Source organism: Streptomyces sp. NPDC002754 (genome assembly GCF_053592315.1).
In genome coordinates, this window is sequence record NZ_JBSFVM010000027.1 from 49,664 (window position 1) to 71,155 (window position 21,492).

Genomic DNA, 21,492 nt, shown 5'->3' on the forward strand with positions numbered 1-21,492 from the left:
GGAAGCCCCTTTGCGCAGCCCCTTGTCGACGAACCCGCCGACTTCCATACTGTAGGCAATATCCCGTCACGGCTGGTGCCGGGCCGGGCACCGCCCCGCGCCATCGGTGCAGGAGAATGGGAGCCATGGGACGAGTCACGGAACGACGCAAGGTGATCCGGATACGGGACGGACACGTCTCCACGCGGCCGGACACCCTTGTCGCCGAGGAACCGCTGGAGATCCGGCTGAACGGCAAGCCGCTCGCCATCACCATGCGCACCCCGGGCGACGACTTCCCGCTCGCGGCCGGCTTCCTGGTCAGCGAGGGCGTCCTCGCCGGCGCCGACGACCTGCGGAACATCGTGTACTGCGCGGGCGCCACGGAGGACGGCAGCAATACGTACAACGTGGTCGACGTCCGGACCGCGCCAGGCCTCGTCCTCCCCGACATCACCCTCGAACGCAACGTCTACACGACCTCCTCGTGCGGCCTGTGCGGCAAGGCGAGCCTCGACGCGGTGCGCACCACGGCCCGGTTCCCGATCGCCGACACTCCCCCGGTCCGGCTGACACCCGAGCTGCTCGCCTCGCTCCCCGACCGGCTGCGTGAGGCCCAGCGCGTCTTCGACCGGACCGGGGGGCTGCACGCGGCGGCGCTCTTCGACGAGGAGGGGCGACTCGTCGACATCCGCGAGGACGTGGGGCGGCACAACGCGGTGGACAAGCTTGTCGGCCGCGCCCTGCAGAACGGCGAACTGCCGCTGTCCCGCTCGATCCTGATGGTCTCGGGCCGCGCCTCCTTCGAGCTGGTGCAGAAGGCCGTGATGGCGGGCATCCCCATGCTCGCGGCGGTATCGGCCCCCTCCTCCCTCGCGGTGGACCTCGCGAGCGAGACGGGCCTGACCCTGGTCGGCTTCCTGCGGGGCAGCTCCATGAACGTGTACGCGGGCGAGGACCGGATCGTCCTGGAGGCGGCGGTCGCGCAGGGCTGATCCGGCGTGGGACCTGGGCTCACATCCCCGCGACCCGCCGCAGCATGTCCATGAACCGCTCCCGCTCCGCCGCCGACAGCGGCGCGAGAAGCTCGTCGCCCGCGGCGCGCGCCGCCACTGCGCAGGTGTCGACGAGGCGGGCGCCCTCGGCGGTGATCGTGACCGCGTTCTTGCGCCGGTCCCTGGGGTCGGGCGCGCGCTCGACGAGGCCCGCGGCCTGCAGGTCGTTGAGGACGCCGACCATGTCCTTGGGGTCGAGCCCGACGCCGCGCACGAGATCGGCCTGGGCTACAGGACCTCGGTCGGACACCGCGCTGAGCACCACGTGGTGCCACATCTTCAGCCCCTTCTCGGCCAGCGCGTCGGCGACGAGCGCACGCCCGCGCGCGGCGGCCCGGCCGAGCAGCCAACTGGGCAGGTCACGGATGACGCCGGGGGCGGTGGGTGGCGGGCTCGACGAACTCATGCGGCCACCGTACCGATAAACGTTGGCCTTCCCAATGAAATCCGCGTAGCGTCATTACCGTTGGGAGCCCCAATGAAATCCGACGGAACGCGGAGGTGGTCACGTCCATGCGTCGTGTCCGGTACGAGCACAGCGGCGGGCCCGAGGTCCTGTTCCTGGAGGAGGCGCCCGTTCCCGAGCCGGGACCCGGTGAACTCCTCGTGCGCGCCGAGGCGATCGGGGTCACGCTGCCCGTCGTCCGCAAGGTCCGCGAGGCGTGCGAGCCGATCGCGCTCGGCGGCGAGATCGCGGGCGAGGTGGTCGCGCTCGGCGCAGGCGTGACGGGGTACGCGATCGGGGACCGGGTCACCGGCCTCGTCTTCGACCATGGCTACGCCGACTACGCGCCGCTGCACACCGCGAGGGCCTCCCCGATCCCGGACGGCGCGAGCGCGGTCGACGCGGTGGCGCTGGTGCGCAGCGGGCTCGTCGCGTACGGGGCGTTGCACGCCGCGCGGCCCGAGCCCGGCGAGGCCGCCCTGGTGACCGCGGCGGCGAGCGGCGTGGGCCATCTCGCTCTGCAATTGGGCAAGTTGAAGGGCGCACGGCGGTCGGTGGCGGCGGTCTCGGACGCCGGCAAGGCCGAATTCGTGCGGGCGCTCGGGGCCGACGACGTGGTGACGTACGACGCCGAGTCCTGGGGCGAGCCCGTCGACTACGCGCTCGACGCGGTCGGCGGCGCGCTCCTGAAGCCCGCCGTGGCCGCGCTCGCGCCGCACGGCAGGCTCGTGGCGTACAGCTCGGGCGGCGGCACCGTGGAGGCGTACGACCTGCTCGTGGGTGCGAAGTCGGTGATCGGTTTCCAGATGCGCCTCATCGCGCGGGGGCAGCCGGAGACATACGAGCGGTGGCGCACGGAGCTGTGGGAGCTGTTCCTGACGGGGGCTCTGAAACCGGTGGTCCACGGGGAGTTCTCGTTGGAGGACGCCGCGAAGGCGCATGCCGTGATCGAGGGACGGGCCAACACCGGGAAAGTCGTGCTCGTACCCTGACCTGCGGTCGGCGCCGCGGTTCAACCGCCTCGCCTTCGCCGTCAACGCCGAGACGTGGAACGGCAACCGGGTCACCGCGAACCGCCGTCGCACTGATGGTCAGCGGCGACGGCGCCTTGACTGCCACGGTCGTGCTTGCGACCCGGCCCCTCGGGGTCCACGCCCCGGACCCCGCGCCTCAATCGCCGGCGGGGCCTGCTTCTGGACCAGCAGCACCGCGCACATTAACGTCACCTCGCGTGCAGGGGCATGAGCAGAGGACGACGCGGCGCGGCCGGCGCAGGCCGGGGGCGCCGTTGCTCGCGCTGCTCGCCGCGCTCGTGCTCGTGCTGATCGCGCTCGTCGCCCTCCCCGGCCGGGAGGGCGATGCGCGTTGTGGGCCCCGGGGGGTCACCTCGTGGTCCGCGGACACCCGGCTCACCGGTGAGTTCGCCCGGTACGGAGACGATGCCGCGCGGCTCGACGACTGGACGGGGGGCGACGGCACGCACTCCGTGCGGCTGCCGGACGGGCGGTTGTTGTGGCTGTTCTCCGACACGTATCTGGGTGCCGTGAACCAGCCCCCCAACCCCGCCGGACAGCCGCACCCCTGGCGGACCGCGGAGGCGCCCTTCGTCCGCAACTCCGCGGTGGTGACGGACCGTTCGGGACGGCTCGACCGGACGCTCGCGGCGCCGCTGTTCCCGGACACGGCCGCGGGCGAGTGGCGCTGGCCGGTCGCGGCGCGCGTCGAGGAGAGCGGCGGAAGGAAGGTCGTACGGGTGCTGCTGTGGACGCGGGCGAAGGGCACGGGACCGTACGTCTTCGGGGTGCCGAACGCGACCGAGGTGGCCACCCTGTCGCTGCCCGACCTGCGCCTCGAAGGCATCACCCAGGTCCTGGACCAGCGTCAGGTGCGGGATCCGGCGCGGCGCGTGCTGTACGGGACGACGGCCGTGGACCACCAGGGCTGGACGTATGTGTTCGGAGCCGACGACGGGGAGAAGGCCGTGCATCGCGCGTACGTGGCACGGGTCCCGCAGGGCCGCCTCGGGGACGTACGGGCATGGCGGTACTGGGACGGCGAGCGGTGGGGCACGCGCGCCGCGCCGGTCCTGGGCGACGGCGGGCGTCGCGGCGTGGGCACCGCCTTCTCCGTGGTGCGGGACGCCGACACTTACGTCCTGTTCACGACGGCGGCGGGCGCGAAGGGGCTGACGGAGGTCACCTCGTACTGGGCCTGTTCACCGGCCGGGCCCTGGCACGGCCCCGCGAAGGCGTTCACGCCGCCGCTCCCCCGCGACGGGGCGACGCCCTCGCGCGCGGCGGCGTACAACCCGCAGGCGCACCCGGCGTTGAGCGGCGGCGGCCGGCTCGTCCTGAGCTATGACGTCAACTGGCTGGACGCCGCGCCCGCCGCCGCACAGGCCGAGCTCAGCCGGAACGTGTCGCTGTACCGACCGCGGTTCGTGTCTCTTCGGCTCGGCCCTCCAGCGGCTCGCTGAACTCCGGCTCCTCGGGGTCCCGGGAGCGGCGCTTGGCGATGACCGCGCACACCATGAGCTGCATCTGGTGGAAGAGCATCAGCGGCAGCACCGCGAGGGAGGCGTGCGCACCGAACAGCACGCTCGCCATGGGGAGCCCCGAGGCGAGGGACTTCTTCGAGCCGGCGAACTGGATGGCGACGCGGTCGCCGCGGTTGAAGCCGAGGGCCTTCGCTCCGTACCAGGTCACCGACAGCATGATCGCGAGCAGCACCGCCTCCACGACCAGGAGTCCACCGAGGCGGACCACGCTGACCTGGTGCCAGATGCCCTGCACCATGCCCTCGCTGAACGCGGTGTAGACGACGAGCAGGATCGAGCCGCGGTCGACGTAGCCGAGGATCTTCTTGTGGCGTGCGATGAACCCGCCGACCCAGCGGCGCAGCAACTGGCCCGCGAGGAACGGCACGAGGAGTTGCAGCACGATCTTGATGAGCGAGTCGGCGGAGAAGCCGCCCCCACTGTTGCCGAGCAGCGCGGCCGCGAGCAGCGGCGTGAGGACGATGCCGGCGAGCGAGGAGAAGGAGCCGGCGCAGATCGCCGCCGGGACGTTGCCGCGTGCGATCGAGGTGAACGCGATCGACGACTGGATCGTCGACGGGACGAGGGTGAGGAAGAGGAATCCCTCGAAGAGGTTCTGCGGCAGCAGTACGGGGACCAGTCCGCGCGCCGCGAGGCCGAGCAGCGGGAACACGATGAACGTACAGGCGAGGACGGCGACGTGGAGCCGCCAGTGACGCAGTCCGTCCATCGCCTCACGGGTGGAAAGGCGCGCCCCGTAGAGGAAGAAGAGGAAGGCGACGGCCGCGGTGGAGGCACCGGACGCGACGTCGGCGGCGGCCCCTCGGGCCGGGAGCAGTGCGGCGAGGCCCACTGTCGCGATCAACGCCAGGATGTACGGGTCGATCGGCATCCAGCTCGGCCAGGTCAGGCGTTTCATTGGTTCCTTGCTCTCGGTTCATGTCGTGCCCTCTCCATGGTCCTCCTCAAGGTCTTGATCGGGAATCCTGCATACCGCTCTGACTGTGATCGCGTCGCGTGATGAGCGGGGGTACGGTTCGGGGCATGTACGAGCCGGGCCACCTCAGGACGTTCCTCGCCGTCGCACAGACGCTGAGCTTCACGCAGGCCGCGCGCCGCCTTGGCCTGCGGCAATCGACCGTGAGCCAGCATGTGCGGCGCCTGGAGGACGCGACCGGGCGCACGCTCTTCACGCGGGACACGCACTCCGTGGAGCTGACGGAGGACGGGGAGGCGATGCTCGGATTCGCGCGGAGGATTCTGGAGGTGCACGAGCAGGCGGCGTCGTTCTTCACGGGGACGCGGCTGCGCGGCCGGCTCCGGTTCGGGGCGTCGGAGGACTTCGTGGTGACTCGGCTGCCCGAGATCCTGGAGTCGTTCCGGGCCGAACACCCTGAAGTGGACCTGGAGTTGACGGTCGAGCTGTCGGGGACACTGCACGCGCAGCTGGACGCGGGGAAGCTGGATCTGGTGCTCGCCAAGCGGCGCCCGGAGGATCCGCGCGGCGAGTCGGTGTGGCACGACCGGCTGGTGTGGATCGGTTCCGAGCGGCTCCGCATCGACCAGGACCGGCCCGTCCCGCTGATCGTCTATCCGCCGCCGGGGATCTCGCGCGCCCTGGCCCTCGAGGCGCTGGAGCGGTACGGCCGTGCGTGGCGGATCGCCTGCACGAGCGGCTCGCTGAACGGGCTTGTCGCGGCGGCGCGGGCCGGACTCGGCGTGATGGCCCACTCGCGCGGGCTCATCCCGCCGGGCCTCGTACGGGTGCCGGACCGGGTGGGCCTTCCGGAGCTGGGCGAGGTCGACTTCGTGGTGCGCAGCGCGGCACGGGACGAGAGCGAGCCCGCGCGGGCGCTCGCGCAGGCGATCCTGGCGGGCGGGGACCGGCTGCACCGGAGCGCCCGCTAGTGCCCGTCGGCGCAGTGGTAGCGTCCAGCGGAACTGACCGCTCCGTATAAAATCCCGGGCGGTGACCAGGGGTGACCTCTTTGCACAGATCCAATGGAGGCCCGTGAAGAGCGCCGGGAGATTACGCTCCCGAAACTTACTGCGGCGTAAATATTCTGCCCAGCTCCACCCGTTGTGGCCTGTTATAAACGCCTGACCTGTGCAAATTCCGCGCACCTTCCGCCCGTTGCAGGCACTCCCGCGAAGCCTTCCGGTCAGGTACCGTCACCGACGCTGTGCGGAGCGCCACAAGGAGCAACTTTGCGTGAGTTCACCAACCCCCCTGTGGCGTCGGCGCCGCTCGTCGGCGGCCTGGCCGACGCCGTGTTCGATCATGCCCTGGACGTACCGGGGCATATAGCCCTGGCCCGTAAGGACCGGCACGACAAGTGGCAGGACGTCACGTCGGCCCAGTTCTGCGACGAGGTGATGGCCCTTGCCAAGGGCCTGCTCGCGCAGGGCATCCGGTTCGGCGACCGTGTCGCGATCATGTCGCGCACCCGCTACGAGTGGACGCTGTTCGACTTCGCGCTGTGGACCATCGGCGCCCAGGTCGTCCCGATCTACCCGACGTCCTCGGCCGAGCAGGTCTTCTGGATGCTGTACGACTCCGAGGTGACGGCGGCGGTCGTGGAGCACGAGGACCACGCGATGACGGTCGCCACGGTCATCGGGCGGCTGCCCCACCTGCACCGCCTGTGGCAACTCGACGGCGGCGCCGTCGACGAGATCACCGGTTCCGGCACCCACATCGACGACGAGACCGTGCACCGGCACCGCCGCGCGATCACCCCCGAGTCGACGGCCACGATCATCTACACCTCCGGCACCACGGGCCGCCCCAAGGGCTGTGTGATCTCGCACGGCAACTTCATGTACGAGGCCGACACCGTTGTCGCGTACTGGGAGCCGGTGTTCTCCTCCAAGCGCGACCGCACGCCGGCCACGCTGCTCTTCCTGCCGCTGGCCCACGTCTTCGGGCGGATGGTGGAGGTCGCGGCGATACGCGGTGGCGTGAAACTGGCCCACCAGCCGGAGCTGCGGGCGTCCGCGCTCATGCCCGACCTCCAGTCCTTCAAGCCGACCTTCATCCTCGCCGTGCCGTACATCTTCGAGAAGGTGTTCAACGCGGCCCGCAGGAAGGCCGAGAACGACGGCAAGTCGGGGCCGTTCGAGAAGGCCATCGAGTGCGCCGTGAAGTACGCGGACGCGCAGGAGGCGAAGGCCTTCGGTACGGGCCCCGGCCCCTCCGCCTCGCTGCGCATGCAGCACTCCGTCTTCGACAAGCTCGTCTACTCCAAGGTCCGCGCGGCGATGGGCGGCCGGGTGCGGCACGCGTTCTCCGGCGGCTCGGGCATGGACCGCAAGCTCGGCCTGTTCTTCGAGGGCGCGGGCGTCTCCATCTTCGAGGGCTACGGCCTCACCGAGTCGACGGCCGCGGCGACCGCGAACCCGCCCGAGCAGACCCGCTACGGCACGGTCGGCCAGGCGATACCCGGCTCGTCCGTGCACATCGCGGACGACGGCGAGGTGTGGATCTACGGCGGGAACATCTTCCAGGGCTACCTCAACGACCCGAAGTCCACCGACTCCTCCCTGTACGACGGCTGGCTCGCCACCGGTGACCTGGGCGCCCTCGACGAGGACGGCTACCTCACCATCACCGGCCGCAAGAAGGAGATCCTCGTGACCTCCGGCGGCAAGAGCGTGTCGCCGCAGCAGCTGGAGGAGCGGGTGCGTGACCATCCGCTGATCGCGCAGTGCCTGGTCGTGGGCAACGACCGCCCGTACATCGCGGCGCTCGTCACCCTCGACACCGAGGCCGTGGACCACTGGCTCGGCATGCGCGGCAAGCAGTCGATGTCACCGGCGGACCTGGTGCGCGATCCGGATCTGGAGACGGAGGTGCGGCGTGCGGTGGTGGCGGCCAATACGCTTGTCTCGCAGGCCGAGTCGATCCGGACGTTCCGGATCCTGGCGCATCAGTTCACGGAGGAGCACGGGTTGCTCACGCCGTCCCTGAAGCTGAAGCGCAAGGCGATCGAGCAGGCGTACGCGGCGGAGGTCGACGCGCTGTACGGGACGCTGTAGCCGGATCAAGCTCTCCCCCCTGCGGGCGCTTTAGCGGGTGACCCAAATCAAGCCCCCGCGGCGATTGAGCGGCGGGGTCCGGGGCAGAGCCCCGCAACCTCAGCCCCATCGGCGTTGCGCTCACGGGGCTCCGCCCCGGACCCCGCTCCTCAATCGCCGGAGGGGCTTGATTGGCTCATCCGCCCCGGAGCTTGAACGGCTCGACCGGCACGAGGGCTTGATCTGCTGACGGGTCGTCAAATATAGGCGTCCCGGTTATTGACGGTTCATCAGGTCCCCCACAGAATCACCCTCACTCCGACGGAGGGGGACCGACCGTGTCGCGACCGATCCGCGCCATCACCACCACCGTGGCCGCGCTCCTGCTCGCCACCGCCTGCAACTCCACCGCCAAAAGCGGCAACAACACCGCTGGCGGCCAGGGGAGTTCGGTCCGCGGCGTGAGCAACGACCGCATCAAGGTGGGCGGCATCGTCTCCATGACGACGTCGAGCGGCTACAGCAAGAAGGACACCGACCTCGGCGCGCAGGCCCGCTTCGACCGGGCCAACGCCGAGGGTGGCGTGAACGGCCGCACGATCGACTACCTGGGCGCGGAGGACGACGGCCAGGACCCCGCGAAGAACCTCGCGGCGGCCCGCAAACTCGTCCAGCAGGACAAGGTGTTCGCGATCTCGCCGATGAGTTCGGTGACGTTCTCCGGGGCGGACTTCCTGCAGAAGCAGAAGGTGCCGACGTTCGGCTGGGGCACACTCCCGTCGTTCTGCGGCCCGACGTACATCTACGGCTACGGCGGCTGCATGGTGCCGATGCCCGGCGGCACCATCTCGCAGACCTGGCCGGAGGGGCTGAAGAAGGTCACCGGCGGGGCGGAGGGCAAGACCGTCGCGATCCTCGCCAACGACAACGACGCCGGCACCTTCGCCATCCGCACGTACAAGCAGTCCTTCAAGTCGGCCGGTTACAAGGTGAGTTACGCGAAGGCCACGGTCCCCGCGACCGCCGTGCCGAGCGACTGGTCGGCCTACACGAAGGAGTTGCTGCGCAGCGACGGCGGCAAGGCGCCGGACGTGGTCGTCTCCGTGATGCAGACGCCGTACAACATTGGCCTGTTCACGGCCGTCAAGCGCACCGGGTACAAGGGCGTGCTCACCGACCCGACGGACTACGACCCGGGTCTCCTCGCCAAGAAGGCGACGAAGCAGGCGCTCGACGGGGTGCACGTGCTGCTGTCCTTCGAGCCGTTCGAGGCGTCCACGCCCGGGATGAGGCAGTTCAAGGCCGACATCAAGAAGGCGTCCGGGGGCAAGGAGATTCCCCTCAACATGCACATGATGACGGGGTACATGAGCGCCGATCTCTTCCTCTCCATCGCGAAGAAGGCCGGGAAGAACCTGACGGTCGAGTCGTTCCAGAAGGCGGCGAACGGCTTCTCGGACACCGGGACGCTCGTCGGTGACCGGGCGCTGCCGCGCGGGCGCACCGAGTCGTTCGGCTGCGGGGCGCTCGCGCAGCTGAAGGACGGGGCGTACCGGGTGTCGTCCTCGTTCAAGTGCTATCCGCCGATCCCCTTCAAGTAGGCCTACAGGGACGGGTGTTCACGTGACGGATCTGCTTGCCTTCGTGCTGAGCGGGCTCGTGTCGGGTGCGCTGTACGCGCTGCTCGCCACGGGGCTCGTGCTCTCCTACTCGGCCTCCGGCCTCTTCAACTTCGCGCACGGCGCGACCGCCTATCTGTGTGCGCTCGCCTTCTACGAGCTGCACTCCGGCTTCGGCTGGCCCGCCGTGCCGACGGCGCTGCTGCTCGTCCTCGTCGTGGCTCCCCTGCTGGGCTGGGGGCTCGACCGGATGATGTTCCGGAAACTGGCGCGGGTCGGGGAGACCGCGCAGATCGTGGCGACCATCGGGCTGCTCGTCGCGCTGCCCGCGCTGGGCCTGTGGATCGTCGAGTTGTTGGAGGACGCGGGCGCGCCGGTGAAGCCGGCGGAGAATCAGTTCGGGCTGCCGGGTGTCGGGCCGAGTCCGGCGAAGAACTGGCAGCTGATGGACGGGGTCGGGATCGACTCGGACCAGCTGATCACGTGGGTGACGACCGCCGTCGTCGCGCTCGGGTTGTGGATTCTGCTGCGTCATACGGCACTTGGGCTCAAGTTGCGGGCGTCCGTCGACAACCGTTCGCTCGTCGAGCTGCGCGGGATCAGCTCCGACCGGCTCTCCTCGGTGGCGTGGATGCTGTCCTCGGTGCTCGCGGGGCTCGCGGGCGTCCTTGCCACTCCCCTGCTCGGGCTCTCCTCGCACGACTTCACACTGTTCCTGTTCGTGTCGGCGACTGCCGCCGTGCTCGGCCGCTTCATGTCGATCCCGCTGGCCTTCGCGGGCGGGCTCGGGCTCGGGGTGCTGCAGAACCTGGTCGCGGGGTACGCCACGTTCGCGGAGAAGATCACCGGGTTCCGTACGGCGGTGCCGTTCCTGATCCTGTTCGCCGGGCTGCTGCTGCTCACGCGGCGGCAGCGCACGGCGGGCACGGTGGCGAGCGACGCGCCGCCGGTGGACTTGTCCGCGGGGCGTTCGTGGCTGCGGCGCTGGGGGCCGTGGGCGGCGGCGGCCGTGCTGCTCGCCGTCGCCTTCTACACGGTGACGACGCCGTTCTGGAGCGGGATCCTCGCCCAAGGGCTGGCGATCTCCCTCGTGTTCCTGTCGTTCACCGTCGTCACCGGCCTCGGCGCGATGGTGTCCCTTGCGCAGGCCGCGTTCGTGACGGGCGCCGCGCTCGTCGCGGGCCTGCTGATGAGTCACGGCGTGCCGTTCATCTGGGCGGCGCTCGCCGGGACGTGCGCCGCGGCGCTGCTCGGCGCGCTCGTGGCACTGCCCGCGCTGCGGCTCGGTGGCCGCTCGCTGGCCCTCGCCACGCTCGCGCTCGCCTTCCTGGCGGACCAAGTCCTGTTCCAGCTCGGCTGGTTGAGGAACGGCGACACCGGCTGGGAGATCCCGCGCGCCGTCGCGGGCCCGCTCGACCTCGGCGACGACCGGGCGATGGGCGTGGCCATGGTCGTGCTGTGCACGGCGGCCGTGGCGGGGTTGAGCGCGCTGCGCGGTTCACGGGCGGGCCGGGCCATGCTCGCGGTGCGCTCGGCACCGGCCGCGGCGATGGCGTCCGGCATCTCGGTGATCCGCACGAAACTGCTGCTGTTCACGATCTCGGCGGGGCTCGCCGGGTTCGGCGGCGTGATGTACGCGTCGTACAACACCCGTATCACCGCGACCGACTTCACGGCGATGACCGGGCTCATCTGGCTCGCCGTGGTGGTCGCGGCGGGTGTGCGGAGGCCGCAGTTCGCGGTGGTGGCGGGGCTGAGCTTCGCCGTCGTACCGCATCTGATCAGCGACTACCTGACCGAGTCGGTGCAGCTCCCGGTGATCCTCTTCGGTCTCGCGGGCCTCGCGCTCGCCAACGATCCGGACGGCTACTGCGCCGCGATCCCGGCCCGCCGCCACCGCCGCAGGACCGCCACCGCGAACGTCGTCCACGACGTGCCCGCGCCGACTCCCGACCCCGATGCCGCGCTCCAACTCGCGGGCGTACAGGCCGGATACGACGGCGCCCGCGTCCTCCAGGGCGTCGACCTCACGGTCCGCCCCGGCGAGATCGTGGCACTCCTCGGCCCCAACGGCGCCGGGAAATCGACGACGTGCAAGGTCGCGGCAGGCCTCATGACACCGCTCCAGGGCGAGGTGTACGTCGCCGGGGACGCGGCGGGCCGACAGGGCGCGGTCCGCCGGGCGCGGGCCGGGGTGGTGCTCGCGCCGGAGGGCCGCGGCATCTTCCCGTCCCTCACCGTCGACGAGAACCTGGCGCTCCAACTACCTCAGCAGAGCGACCGGTTGACGGTCTACGAGCGGTTCACCGGGCTCGCGGCGCGGCGCGACGTCACCGCGGGCTCGCTCTCCGGCGGCGAACAGCAGCTCCTGGCGCTCGCCGCGCTGCTGCACCGCCCGCCCCGCGTCCTCATCGCCGACGAGCCCTCGCTCGGCCTGGCGCCGCGCGTAGCCGACGAGGTGTACCGGCTGCTCGCCGAACTCCGCGACGCGGGCACGGGGTTGCTGCTCGTCGAGGAGAAGGCGTCGGAGATCCTCGGCGTCGCGGACACCGTGGCGTACCTCGCGCAGGGCCGCGTCACCTGGTGCGGGCCGCGCGAGAAGGTCGAGGCCGAGCGGCTCACGGAAGCGTACCTCGGGATCGCGGCGACCAAGGAGGCCGAACACTCATGAGTCACGTACTCGAAGCCGAGAACATCGGTGTGCGCTTCGGCGGTGTACGGGCCCTCGACGGGGTGGGCCTGCGCCTCGCGCCCGGCGAGGTCTGCGGGCTCATCGGGCCGAACGGCGCGGGCAAGACGACGTTCTTCGACGTCGTCTCCGGGATCCACGGGCCCGACGCCGGCCGGGTGCTGCTCGACGGCGCGGACGTCACACGGCGTTCCCCCGTCTGGCGGGCCAGGCACGGAATGCGTCGCACGTTCCAGCGCCAGCAGCTGTTCGGGCAGCTCACGGTCGCGGACAACCTGCTGGTCGCGCAGGAGTGGCGGCGCGGCGGGGCCGACGACGAGCGGGCGCGGGCCCTCCTGCGCGACTGCGGCCTCGACGAGCTCTCCGGTACGTACGCGGGGACGCTGCCGGTCGGCCGGGCCCGGATGCTGGAGCTGGCGCGGGCGGCCGCCGACCGGCCGCGCGTGCTGCTGCTCGACGAGCCCGCCTCCGGCATGACGGCGCAGGAGCGCGAGCTGCTGGCGACGACGGTGCGACGCCTGGCCGGGGACGGCTGCGCGGTGCTGCTCGTCGAGCACAACGTGGCCTTCGTGATGGAGCTGTGCTCACGGGTCGTGGTGCTCGATCTGGGTTCGGTGCTCGCCGAGGGGACTCCGGAGGTGATCCGGGCGGACATGCGGGTACGCGAGGCCTACCTGGGGACACAGCCCCCGGCGCGAAGCTCTCATACCTGACTGTCATGCTGGTGTCACCCACAGGAATGCGTGTACGCCCGTGATCGTTGACCATGGGAGTACCGCATGTGCAGTGCCACCCATCACCGGACGAAAAAGGATCGACACCTCGTGAGCAAGGTTCCCCCGATCATCCTGAACAACGGCGTCGAGATGCCTCAGCTCGGCTTCGGCGTGTGGCAGGTGCCGGACGACGAGGCCGAGACCGCCGTCACGACGGCGCTGGAGGCCGGGTACCGCAGCATCGACACCGCCGCGATCTACGGCAACGAGGAGGGCACCGGCAAGGCCATCGCCGCGTCCGGTGTGCCCCGCGAGGAGCTGTTCGTCACGACGAAGCTGTGGAACGCCGACCAGGGCCACGACTCCACGCTGCGCGCCTTCGACACCTCGCTGGAGAAGCTGGGTCTCGACTACGTCGACCTGTATCTGATCCACTGGCCGCTGCCGTCCAAGGGCCTCGCCGTGGAGACGTACAAGGCCTTCGAGAAGATCCAGGCGGACGGGCGCGCCAAGTCCATCGGCGTCTCCAACTTCCTGCCGGAGCACCTGGACAAGCTGACCGCCGAGACCTCCGTGATCCCGGCCGTCAACCAGATCGAGCTGCACCCGCACCTCCAGCAGCGCGCCTCCCGCGAGCGGCACGCGGAGCTGGGCATCGCGACCGAGGCCTGGTCGCCGCTCGGCCAGGGCAAGGGCCTCCTGGAGGTCCCGGCCATCATCGCGATCGCGCAGAAGCACGGCCGCACACCCGCGCAGGTCGTGCTGCGCTGGCACATCGAGCTGGGCAACGTGGTGATCCCGAAGTCCGTGACGCCGTCGCGGATCAAGGAGAACATCGACGTGTTCGGCTTCGAGCTCGACACCGAGGACCTCGGCGCGATCTCCGCGCTCAACGAGGACCGGCGGCTGGGCGGGGACCCGGCGACGTTCGACGTGGCGTAACACCTCATGAGAAGGGGGCCCGGCACGTGTGCCGGGCCCCCTTCTCGTGCGCGTACGCTCCTCAGCCCGCCTTGACCGCCGTGTGCACGGTGTGCGCTGTCAGCAGGAAGACGTCGTCGCGCAGGTACAGGCTCTGCGAGTCCTTCGGGTCCATCAGGCGCTGCATCGTCGCGATGTCCTCGGCCGGGAGGGCCTCCGCGAAGACCTCCAGGCGGCGCTTCCACAGGTCGACGACGGTCTCGCGGGCCTCGCCCGAGAGCGGTGCGGGCAGGTCGAGCAGGAACGTGCGGCTGACCGCGTTCGTCAGTCCCGCGTCGGTCAGCAGCTCCGCCCAGTTCTCCGTGTCCTGCTTGGCGCCGGGCAGCTTCGCCCGCATGTCGCCGAACCACTCCTCCTCGATGGCGTCGGCCCGTGCCTGGAGGCCGGGCCTGCCGAGGCCGAAGTCGCGCGGCAGGCAGCGCTGCGGCAGACCGCCCTCGACGAGCGCGAGGGTACCGCCGGGCGCGAGCCGCCCCGCGAGCGCGGCGACCGCGGCCCGCTGGTCGCCCACGTGGTGCAGGGAGCGGGCGGCCCAGATGAGGTCGGCGGACGGCAACTCGTCGATGCTGTCCGGGAGTTCGACCCGCAGCGTGCCCGTCCGCCCGGCGATCCCCTGCTGCGCGAACCGCTCCGTGGCGCGGGCGAGCAGCTTCTCCTCCGGGTCGGCCGCGATGACGCGGGCCTCGGGGAAGGCCTCGGCGAGGTGCAGCGAGACGGCCCCGGGGCCCGCGCCCGCGTCGACGATCAGGCCGGTACCGGCGGACCGGGACGCGCGGAGCCAGGAGAGGGCCTGCGTGTAGAGCGGCTCGTACACGGAGGCGTTGCGCTCCAGCATGGGGATCATGTCGGCCCAGTCGATGTCCGTGTGGTCGTGGTGACCGTGCTCGCCGCGCTGACCGTGCTGCTGCTCGCCGTGCTCTTCGTGCTGGTGGTGGCCGTGTGCCATGTCGGGTGTCGCCGCCCTTCGTGCCCGTGTGTCGTCCGTCGCCCCCAGGGTGCGCGGACGACATACGGACAGGCAAGCCACCTTGCCGAGTCGGCAATATCGGCCGGTTCCGACTACGGCAGCCGGGGTGTCGTCACCGCGGGCCGCGGGGCCGTCGGCATCTTGTCGCCGATGAAGAAGCTCGGGTGCGGAGGCTGGTTGTAGGCCGTGTTCTGCCAGGCCAGGGCCGTGCGGTACTGCGTGTCGTGGAGGAGCGTCGTGATGCGGGTCGAGGTCTGGACAGGCGTCGAGTAGACGCGCAGCGCCGTGTTGTCGGTGGTCGGCCAGACGACTTCCTCGCGCCAGTCGCCGAGGATGTCACCGGAGAGGGCGGGCGTCGCCTTCGTGCCGTTGTTGGAGTGGACGCCGGAGCCCGTCAGGAGGCGGGTGTCTGAGGACGTGCCGTACTTGTCGATGTGTGTGCCGTCGAGGAGTTCGCGGGTGGTGTCACCGTCCCACCAGGACAGGAAGTTGGTGGAGGACGGCTTGTGGGAGTTCACGACCGTGCCCTTGGTGTCACGGACGCCGGACTCCGCCGAGGACCAGGACTCGGCGCCCGCGCTGCCGGACCAGATGTCACCGGACACACCACGGCCGTTGTCACCATTGGTGCCTGTCTTCCAGATGACACCACCGGTCTTGGCGTCGGCCATCCAGGAGGACGGCTTGGAACTGTCCTCGTCGACCTTGAACTCCTCCAGGCCGGGCCGCGAGGGATCGAGGTCGCCGACGTGCATGGCGTCACCGTGGCCGTTCTTCGTCGTCCACAGCGCGGACCCGTTGTCGTCCACCGCCATCGCGCCGTAGACGATCTCGTCCTTGCCGTCACCGTCGACGTCCGCGACGGACAGCTGGTGGTTGCCCTGACCGTCGTACCCCTTACCGGAGTTGGTGGACGAGTCGGTGTCGAAGGTCCAGCGGCGGGTGAACTTCCCGTCCCGCCAGTCCCAGGCCGCGATGACGCTCCGCGTGTAGTAGCCGCGCGCCATGACGAGCGAGGGACGGGCGCCGTCGAGGTAGGCGGTGCCCGCGAGGAAGCGGTCCACCCTGTTGCCGTACGAGTCTCCCCAGGAGGACACCGTGCCGCGCGCGGGCACGTAGTCGACGCTGCCCATGGCGGCGCCGGACTGCCCGTCGAACATGGTCAGGCACTCGGGCCCGGACAGCACGTACCCGCTCGAATTGCGGTGGTCCGCCGAGGAGTTGCCGAGGACGGCCCCCTTGCCGTCCTTCGTGCCGTCGGACGTCTTCATGGCGACTTCGGCCTTGCCGTCGCCGTCGTAGTCGTACACCTGGAACTGGGTGTAGTGGGCGCCCGAGCGGATGTTCCTGCCGAGGTCGACGCGCCACATCCGGGTGCCGTCGAGCTTCATCGCGTCGACGATCGTGTTGCCCGTGTAGCCGGACTGCGAGTTGTCCTTGGCGTTGGTGGGCTGCCACTTGAGGACGAATTCGAGGACGCCGTCGCCGTCGAGGTCGCCGACGGACACGTCGTTCGCCTCGTAGGTGTAGGAGACGCCGTCGGGGGTGGTGCCGCCGGCCGGCGGGGTGATCGGTACGTCCTTGTAGCCGGAGCGGAGCTGGATGGCGTGCGCCGAATCGGCCTGCTCCGTGCCGTTCACGACGGCCCGCACGGTGTAGTCGGCGGAGCTGGGAGCGCCGTCGTGGAAGAAGTTCGTGGAGCCGGTGACCAGTGCGGAGTTGACCTTCGTACCGGCGCGGTAGACGTTGAACGCCACGTCGTCCGGGTCGGTGCCGAGCCACCTCCAGCTGACCAGGTTCCCGGCGTCGGTGTGCACGCTGACCAGGCCTCGGTCCAGCTTCTCGGCCTGGCGGGCGGTGGCGGCGGAGGCGTTGTCGTCGGGCAGCAGCGTCAGGGCGGCGCCGGCGAGGGTGGCGGCGGTTGTGGCGGCGAGGAGAAGGCGGCGGCGTCTGCGGTGGGAGCGGGGCATCGGGGCTCCTGGGGGGGGATGGGTTGACGTCTTCTTACGAACCGTCAGTTGCCGCCGTCCGCAGATGGGTTGCCGGTCTCCGTGCCCGCGTACACGCGCGCGAGCGCCCGCGCCGTCGCCGCGATCCGGTCACGCAGCTCGGCCGGTTCCAGCACCTCGATGTCCGCGCCGAGGCGCAGGAACTCGTCGTGCGCGTGGCCGACAGACTCGATGGGCAGCCGGGCGCTCAGCCTGCCGTCGGCCTCGGTGCGGCCGGTGGCGCGCACCGCACGCGCTGCGGCCCCTGTGAGCCGGTCGGCCGCGCCGGGATCGAGGCGCACGACGGCTTCGGCGGTGTGCAGGCGCCGGTGGAAGTCCGTCTGGTACGCGGCCCAGAACGCGGCCAGGTCGAACCCCTCGGGCGCAGCGAACTCCTCGCCCGTCGTGCGGAGTTCGAGGATCTGGTCGACGCGGTAGACGCGCGGGCCGCCCGCCCCGGCCGACGCCACGACGTACCAGCGGCCGGCCTTGAGCACGAGCCCGTACGGCTCCAACCGCCTTTCCACGTCGGTCGGTTCCCGCCAGCGCCGGTATGTGACGTGCAGCGCGCGCCGGTTCCACACCGCCTCCGCCACCGCGGGCAACGCCTCGGCGGTGCCGTCGTCCTCCGCGTACCAGCCCGGCGCGTCGAGATGGAAGCGGGCGCTGATCCGGTCGGCGTACGGGCGGAGTTCGGCGGGGAGCGCGGCCCGCACTTTCAACTGGGCGGCGGCGAGTACGGGCCCGAGCCCGAGGTCGGCGGCCGGCCCCGGTACCCCGGCGAGGAACAGCGCCTCCGCCTCACCGGCGGTCAGCCCGGTGAGCCGGGTGCGGTATCCGTCGACGAGACGGTAGCCACCCGCGTGCCCGGAGTCCGCGTAGAGCGGGATTCCGGCGGCGTGCAGCGCCTCCACGTCCCGGTAGACGGTGCGGACGGACACCTCCAGTTCGGCGGCGAGTCGGTCGGCGGTCATCAGGCCTCGGGTCTGCAGCAGAAGCAGGATCGAGACGAGGCGGCTGGACTTCATGAGCACTTCACTGACACAGGATGTCAGGGAAGCGGTCCTACCGTCCCGGCATGGCTTTCGAGGAGAAGTACCTGACCGTGCCGCCGCCCGTGGAGGTGGCGGGCCGCCGCATCAAGCGCTACCACGTGACAGCCGACCCGAAGGGCATCGCGCCCGAGGTCGCGGAGGCGGCGTACGCGATCCTGCCCGAGCTGCTGCCGGAGCCGGACGGCACGCCGCCCGCCGCATTCGTCGTCCTGCACCGCGGCGGCGACGACGGCGCGTACCTCAACGCGTACAGCTGGGCGTGGGACAACGCCTTGCACTTCCGGGGCGCCGCGGCGGGCCAGCCGGCGCTCGGCTGCCCGGACCGCGACCCGACCCACTTCGTCCTGCCGGACCGGCAACTGATCGGCTGTGTATGGGAATTGCCACCTCTCCTGCACGAACGGGACGCGTGGGTACGGCACCTGCTGGCGCCGGAACGCCCCGACCTGGACGCGTACGTCCGCGACACCTTGCCCGCCGGCACGACGGGAGACCGCGACCGGTGACGACGACCGCGCACGACTTCGACTTCCTCTTCGGCGAGTGGGACGTCGCCCACCGCCGCCGTGCCGACTTCCTCGACCCGGACAGCGACTGGGAGGAGTTCACCGCGAGGAACCACTGCTGGAGCCTGTTCGGCGGCGCCGCGAACATCGACGAGATGCCGGTGCCCGCACAGGGCTGGACCGGACTCACGCTCCGCCTGTTCGACCCGGCGACCCGAACGTGGTCCCTGAACTGGTCCACCGACCGCACCGGCCGCCTCTCCCCGCCCGTGACCGGCAGCTTCGCGGACGGCGTCGGCCTGTTCCACGGGGACGACACACACGACGGCCGTGACGTGCGGGTCCGCTTCACGTGGTCCGGGATCAGCGCGACGGGCGCGCGCTGGGAGCAGGCGTTCTCCGTCGACGGGGGGAGGAGGTGGCTGACGAACTGGGTCATGGAGTTCACACGGCGGGACGGGCCTGCTCTGGCACCGGTTCAGACCGAGAACGCCAGCAGGGTGTAGACCGGGGCCGGCCGTGCCGTCTGCGGGTCCGGCAGTGCCTCCAGGCGTGCCGCCAGGTCCTCGCCGCCCTTCGCGTACATCCGCCCGGCCCGCACCTCCCGGGCGAGCTTCGCCGGCACCCGGCCCTGGCCGTGGCCGGTGAAGGTGGCGGCGCCGCTCGGGCGCAGGCCGTGCCCGGCTGCGAGCTGCGTGATGCGCGCGGTGGCGTCGCTGGGCGGGCGGCGGCCGGCGTGGGGGGCGACGAGAGCGCAGATGTCGCTGCCGACGAGGTGTGCCGCGGCCTTGTCGACCGTGGTCACGAACACGCCGCCGGGGCGGAGCACGCGGGCGGCCTCGGCGACGACGGGTGCCGCGTCGTCGAGCAGGTGCAACAGCCAGACGGCGGTGACCGCGTCGAACGTGCCGTCCGCGCTGGGCAGTTGGCGGGCATCCGCCTGGAACGCCGCGCCGGACAGGCGGGGGGCGGCGGCCCTCAGCATGCCGGCGGCGCGGTCGACACCGATCGGGCGCAGGCCGGTCCTACTCATCTGCCGGGTGACGATTCCGGTGCCGCAGGCGAGGTCGAGGAGCGTGCGGGCGGCCTCTGGCAAGAGTCCGAGCACGGCTTCGGCGGCTGCCTGCGCGCGCGGCTCACCGCCGCGGGTGGCGTCGTACCGCTTCGCTTCCTCGTCGTAGTCCAGCACGCGGGGACTGTAGCCCAAGAGAGGCCCCCACCCCGCCCCTTCCCGAAACCGGGGCTCCGCCCCGGACCCCGCTCCTCAAACATCGGAGGGGTTTAATCGGTGTGCACCGCTGCCAGCTTCTCCACCCGTTCCGCCAGCGCGAAGTCCTTCGCCGTCAGTGCCCCGGCCGCGTCGTGGGTGGTCACCGCGAGGGTCACCGTGTTGTAGCCGAGGGTCAGGTTCGAGTGGTGGTTCAGGTCCTCCTGGGTCTGCGCGATGTGCACGACCAGCGCCGTCGCCGCGAAGTGCGAGCCCAGGCGGTACGTGCGCGTGAGCGCGCCGTCTTCCACGGACCAGCCCGGCAGCTCGGCGAGGCGGTCTTCGATGTCCTTCTGGGAGAGCGGTTCAGTAGGCATGCCTCCAGCGTGCCACCGGATCCGGTTACGGTCTCCTCATGACGTCAGAAGTGGGTGCCCTGCTGCGCGGCTGGCGGGAGCGGCGCCGGGTCAGCCAGTTGGAGCTCGCGTTGCGGGCGGAGTCGTCGGCGCGGCACATCAGTTTCGTGGAGACGGGCCGGTCGCGGCCCAGCGAGGGCTTCGTCCTGCGGCTCGCCGAGCACCTCGACGTACCGATGCGGGAGCGCAACAGCCTTCTCCTGGCAGCGGGTTACGCCCCGCGGTTCAAGGAGACCCCGCTGGACGACCCCTCGCTCGGCATGCTGCGCGAGGGACTCGACACGCTGCTGCGCGGCTACGAGCCGTATCCGGCGTTCATCGTCGACGCGACGTTCAACGTGATCGCGGCGAACGGCGGCATCGCCCTGCTGATGTCCTCGGCGCCCGAGCACCTGCTCACGGAGCCGCTGAACGCGATGCGCCTCACCCTGCACCCGGAGGGCCTCGCGCCGCGGATCAGGAATCTGCGCGAGTGGCGGGGGCATCTGCTGGCGCAGATGGAGCAGCAGATCGCGCTGACCAGGTCGGAGCCGCTGCGGGAGCTGTACGAGGAGGTGGCGGCGTATCCGCTGCCGCCGGACGCGGCCGGGGACGAACCCGTCGCGCCCCTTCTGCCGTACTTCGCGCTGCCAATGGTGATCGAGCACGAGGGGCATGTGCTGTCGTTCGTGTCGTCGATCTCGACGTTCAACACGCCGCTGGACGTGACTGTCGCCGAGCTGGCCGTGGAGACGCTGCTCCCGGCCGACCCGGCGACGGCCGCCTACCTCCGGTCGTCGCTGGGCTGACCGCGCAGCGCGGCGTACTGGAGCGCCGCGAACGCGGCCACCACCACGGCCTGCAACGACCCGTAGAACAGCCCGGCCGTGCTCGGGTCCAGCCAGGCGAACAGGGCGACGAAGCTGAGCACCGTCCAGGCGAGGTTGACCTCGATCACGGTGCGCACGCCGAGCGCGGGCGGGCTGCTGCGCGCGGCGAGCGCCCCGACCGCGGCGGCGTACAGGACGAGGCCGGCGCCGAGTCCGAGCAGCAGCCCCGGATCGATGCCGAGGAAGCGGCCGATCGGCCCGGCGGCGGCGACGTAGGCGAGGCCGTTGAGGCCGGTGCCGAGCGCGTCGGCGGCGAGCAGGCGGCGCAGCCAGGTGGTGCGGGCCTGCTCGGCCGGTGTGGTGGTGAGCGTGGTGGCGGACATGGGGGTCACCCTCCGTGAGCGGGTCGGTGGCACCACCCTGCCCGCGTCCGGGTGGCGGGTCGATTACGTCCGGGGTAATGGCCGGGCCCCCACGCCGCCTACTCGTACGGATGCGGTCGAGGTG

At 71.1% G+C, this 21,492-nt stretch carries 20 protein-coding genes; 12 read left to right on the forward strand and 8 right to left on the reverse strand.

Going from position 1 to position 21,492, the window contains the following annotated elements; translation table 11 throughout:
- Window positions 1–125: 125 nt before the first annotated feature.
- Window positions 126–974, forward strand: a complete 849-nt coding sequence (fdhD, locus tag ACWD2L_RS33095; RefSeq protein WP_351341794.1) for a formate dehydrogenase accessory sulfurtransferase FdhD — start codon at window positions 126–128, stop codon at window positions 972–974.
- A gap of 19 nt (window positions 975–993) precedes the next feature.
- Here the strand turns inward: fdhD and ACWD2L_RS33100 are convergent, their stop codons facing one another.
- Window positions 994–1,440: a MarR family winged helix-turn-helix transcriptional regulator gene (locus ACWD2L_RS33100; RefSeq protein ID WP_351341793.1), complete on the reverse strand. Its 447-nt coding sequence runs from the start codon at window positions 1,438–1,440 to the stop codon at window positions 994–996.
- Window positions 1,441–1,547: 107 nt separating this feature from the next.
- Between ACWD2L_RS33100 and ACWD2L_RS33105 the strand changes: the two genes are divergently transcribed.
- Both ACWD2L_RS33105 and ACWD2L_RS33110 read left to right on the forward strand, forming a co-directional pair.
- Window positions 1,548–2,471 (forward strand): quinone oxidoreductase family protein, encoded by a 924-nt coding sequence (locus tag ACWD2L_RS33105; RefSeq protein WP_351341791.1) that lies wholly within the window; start codon window positions 1,548–1,550, stop codon window positions 2,469–2,471.
- 239 nt (window positions 2,472–2,710) lie between these two features.
- Entirely contained in the window at window positions 2,711–3,955 is a 1,245-nt protein-coding gene (locus tag ACWD2L_RS33110; protein WP_351341789.1) for a DUF4185 domain-containing protein, read from the forward strand.
- Here the strand turns inward: ACWD2L_RS33110 and ACWD2L_RS33115 are convergent.
- The gene (locus ACWD2L_RS33115) at window positions 3,885–4,934 is read right to left on the reverse strand and encodes a bile acid:sodium symporter family protein (protein WP_351341788.1); all 1,050 of its coding nucleotides are present in this window, start codon (window positions 4,932–4,934) and stop codon (window positions 3,885–3,887) included. The two genes, ACWD2L_RS33110 and ACWD2L_RS33115, sit on opposite strands and share 71 nt — an antisense overlap.
- Window positions 4,935–5,059: 125 nt before the next feature.
- Between ACWD2L_RS33115 and ACWD2L_RS33120 the strand changes: the two genes are divergently transcribed.
- From ACWD2L_RS33120 to ACWD2L_RS33145, 6 genes are all read left to right on the forward strand, one after another.
- Window positions 5,060–5,923 carry a LysR substrate-binding domain-containing protein gene (locus ACWD2L_RS33120; protein WP_351341786.1) on the forward strand — a complete coding sequence of 288 codons (864 nt, stop codon included), beginning with the start codon at window positions 5,060–5,062 and terminating at the stop codon, window positions 5,921–5,923.
- A gap of 300 nt (window positions 5,924–6,223) precedes the next feature.
- Window positions 6,224–8,053 (forward strand): AMP-dependent synthetase/ligase, encoded by a 1,830-nt coding sequence (locus ACWD2L_RS33125; protein ID WP_351341785.1) that lies wholly within the window; start codon window positions 6,224–6,226, stop codon window positions 8,051–8,053.
- Window positions 8,054–8,370: 317 nt separating this feature from the next.
- Complete coding sequence (locus ACWD2L_RS33130) at window positions 8,371–9,633, forward strand: ABC transporter substrate-binding protein (protein ID WP_351342747.1); 1,263 nt, start codon at window positions 8,371–8,373, stop codon at window positions 9,631–9,633.
- Window positions 9,634–9,655: 22 nt separating this feature from the next.
- A complete protein-coding gene (locus ACWD2L_RS33135; RefSeq protein WP_351342748.1) occupies window positions 9,656–12,322 on the forward strand; it encodes an ABC transporter permease subunit in 2,667 nt (888 codons plus the stop codon).
- Window positions 12,319–13,053: an ABC transporter ATP-binding protein gene (locus ACWD2L_RS33140; protein ID WP_351342750.1), complete on the forward strand. Its 735-nt coding sequence runs from the start codon at window positions 12,319–12,321 to the stop codon at window positions 13,051–13,053. The genes ACWD2L_RS33135 and ACWD2L_RS33140 overlap by 4 nt, the downstream gene beginning before the upstream one ends.
- 66 nt (window positions 13,054–13,119) lie before the next feature.
- Entirely contained in the window at window positions 13,120–13,998 is an 879-nt protein-coding gene (locus ACWD2L_RS33145; protein ID WP_351342752.1) for an aldo/keto reductase, read from the forward strand.
- A 61-nt stretch (window positions 13,999–14,059) separates the two neighbouring features.
- Here the strand turns inward: ACWD2L_RS33145 and ACWD2L_RS33150 are convergent, their stop codons facing one another.
- From ACWD2L_RS33150 to ACWD2L_RS33160, 3 genes are all read right to left on the reverse strand, one after another.
- On the reverse strand, window positions 14,060–14,983 hold the full coding sequence (locus ACWD2L_RS33150) for a class I SAM-dependent methyltransferase (RefSeq protein WP_351342754.1): 924 nt from the start codon (window positions 14,981–14,983) through the stop codon (window positions 14,060–14,062).
- 113 nt (window positions 14,984–15,096) lie between these two features.
- On the reverse strand, window positions 15,097–16,974 hold the full coding sequence (locus ACWD2L_RS33155) for a rhamnogalacturonan lyase (protein ID WP_351342755.1): 1,878 nt from the start codon (window positions 16,972–16,974) through the stop codon (window positions 15,097–15,099).
- Between the two features lie 44 nt (window positions 16,975–17,018).
- A complete protein-coding gene (locus ACWD2L_RS33160; RefSeq protein WP_351342757.1) occupies window positions 17,019–18,020 on the reverse strand; it encodes a helix-turn-helix transcriptional regulator in 1,002 nt (333 codons plus the stop codon).
- Window positions 18,021–18,070: 50 nt separating this feature from the next.
- On the opposite strand from ACWD2L_RS33160, the gene ACWD2L_RS33165 reads away from it, so the two are divergent.
- Together ACWD2L_RS33165 and ACWD2L_RS33170 are read left to right on the forward strand one after the other, a co-directional pair.
- Complete coding sequence (locus tag ACWD2L_RS33165) at window positions 18,071–18,553, forward strand: hypothetical protein (RefSeq protein WP_351342759.1); 483 nt, start codon at window positions 18,071–18,073, stop codon at window positions 18,551–18,553.
- Complete coding sequence (locus tag ACWD2L_RS33170) at window positions 18,550–19,059, forward strand: hypothetical protein (RefSeq protein ID WP_451192814.1); 510 nt, start codon at window positions 18,550–18,552, stop codon at window positions 19,057–19,059. Before ACWD2L_RS33165 ends, ACWD2L_RS33170 begins: the two co-directional genes overlap by 4 nt.
- On the opposite strand, the gene ACWD2L_RS33175 is transcribed toward ACWD2L_RS33170, so the two are convergent.
- Window positions 19,032–19,742 (reverse strand): class I SAM-dependent methyltransferase, encoded by a 711-nt coding sequence (locus tag ACWD2L_RS33175; protein WP_351342761.1) that lies wholly within the window; start codon window positions 19,740–19,742, stop codon window positions 19,032–19,034. The two genes, ACWD2L_RS33170 and ACWD2L_RS33175, sit on opposite strands and share 28 nt — an antisense overlap.
- Before the next feature lie 92 nt (window positions 19,743–19,834).
- Entirely contained in the window at window positions 19,835–20,137 is a 303-nt protein-coding gene (locus ACWD2L_RS33180; RefSeq protein ID WP_351342762.1) for a 4a-hydroxytetrahydrobiopterin dehydratase, read from the reverse strand.
- 38 nt (window positions 20,138–20,175) lie between these two features.
- Between ACWD2L_RS33180 and ACWD2L_RS33185 the strand changes: the two genes are divergently transcribed.
- Complete coding sequence (locus ACWD2L_RS33185) at window positions 20,176–20,964, forward strand: helix-turn-helix domain-containing protein (RefSeq protein ID WP_351342764.1); 789 nt, start codon at window positions 20,176–20,178, stop codon at window positions 20,962–20,964.
- Here ACWD2L_RS33185 and ACWD2L_RS33190 read toward each other — a convergent pair.
- Complete coding sequence (locus ACWD2L_RS33190; protein ID WP_351342766.1) at window positions 20,940–21,368, reverse strand: hypothetical protein; 429 nt, start codon at window positions 21,366–21,368, stop codon at window positions 20,940–20,942. The genes ACWD2L_RS33185 and ACWD2L_RS33190 overlap by 25 nt on opposite strands.
- Window positions 21,369–21,492 lie beyond the last annotated feature (124 nt).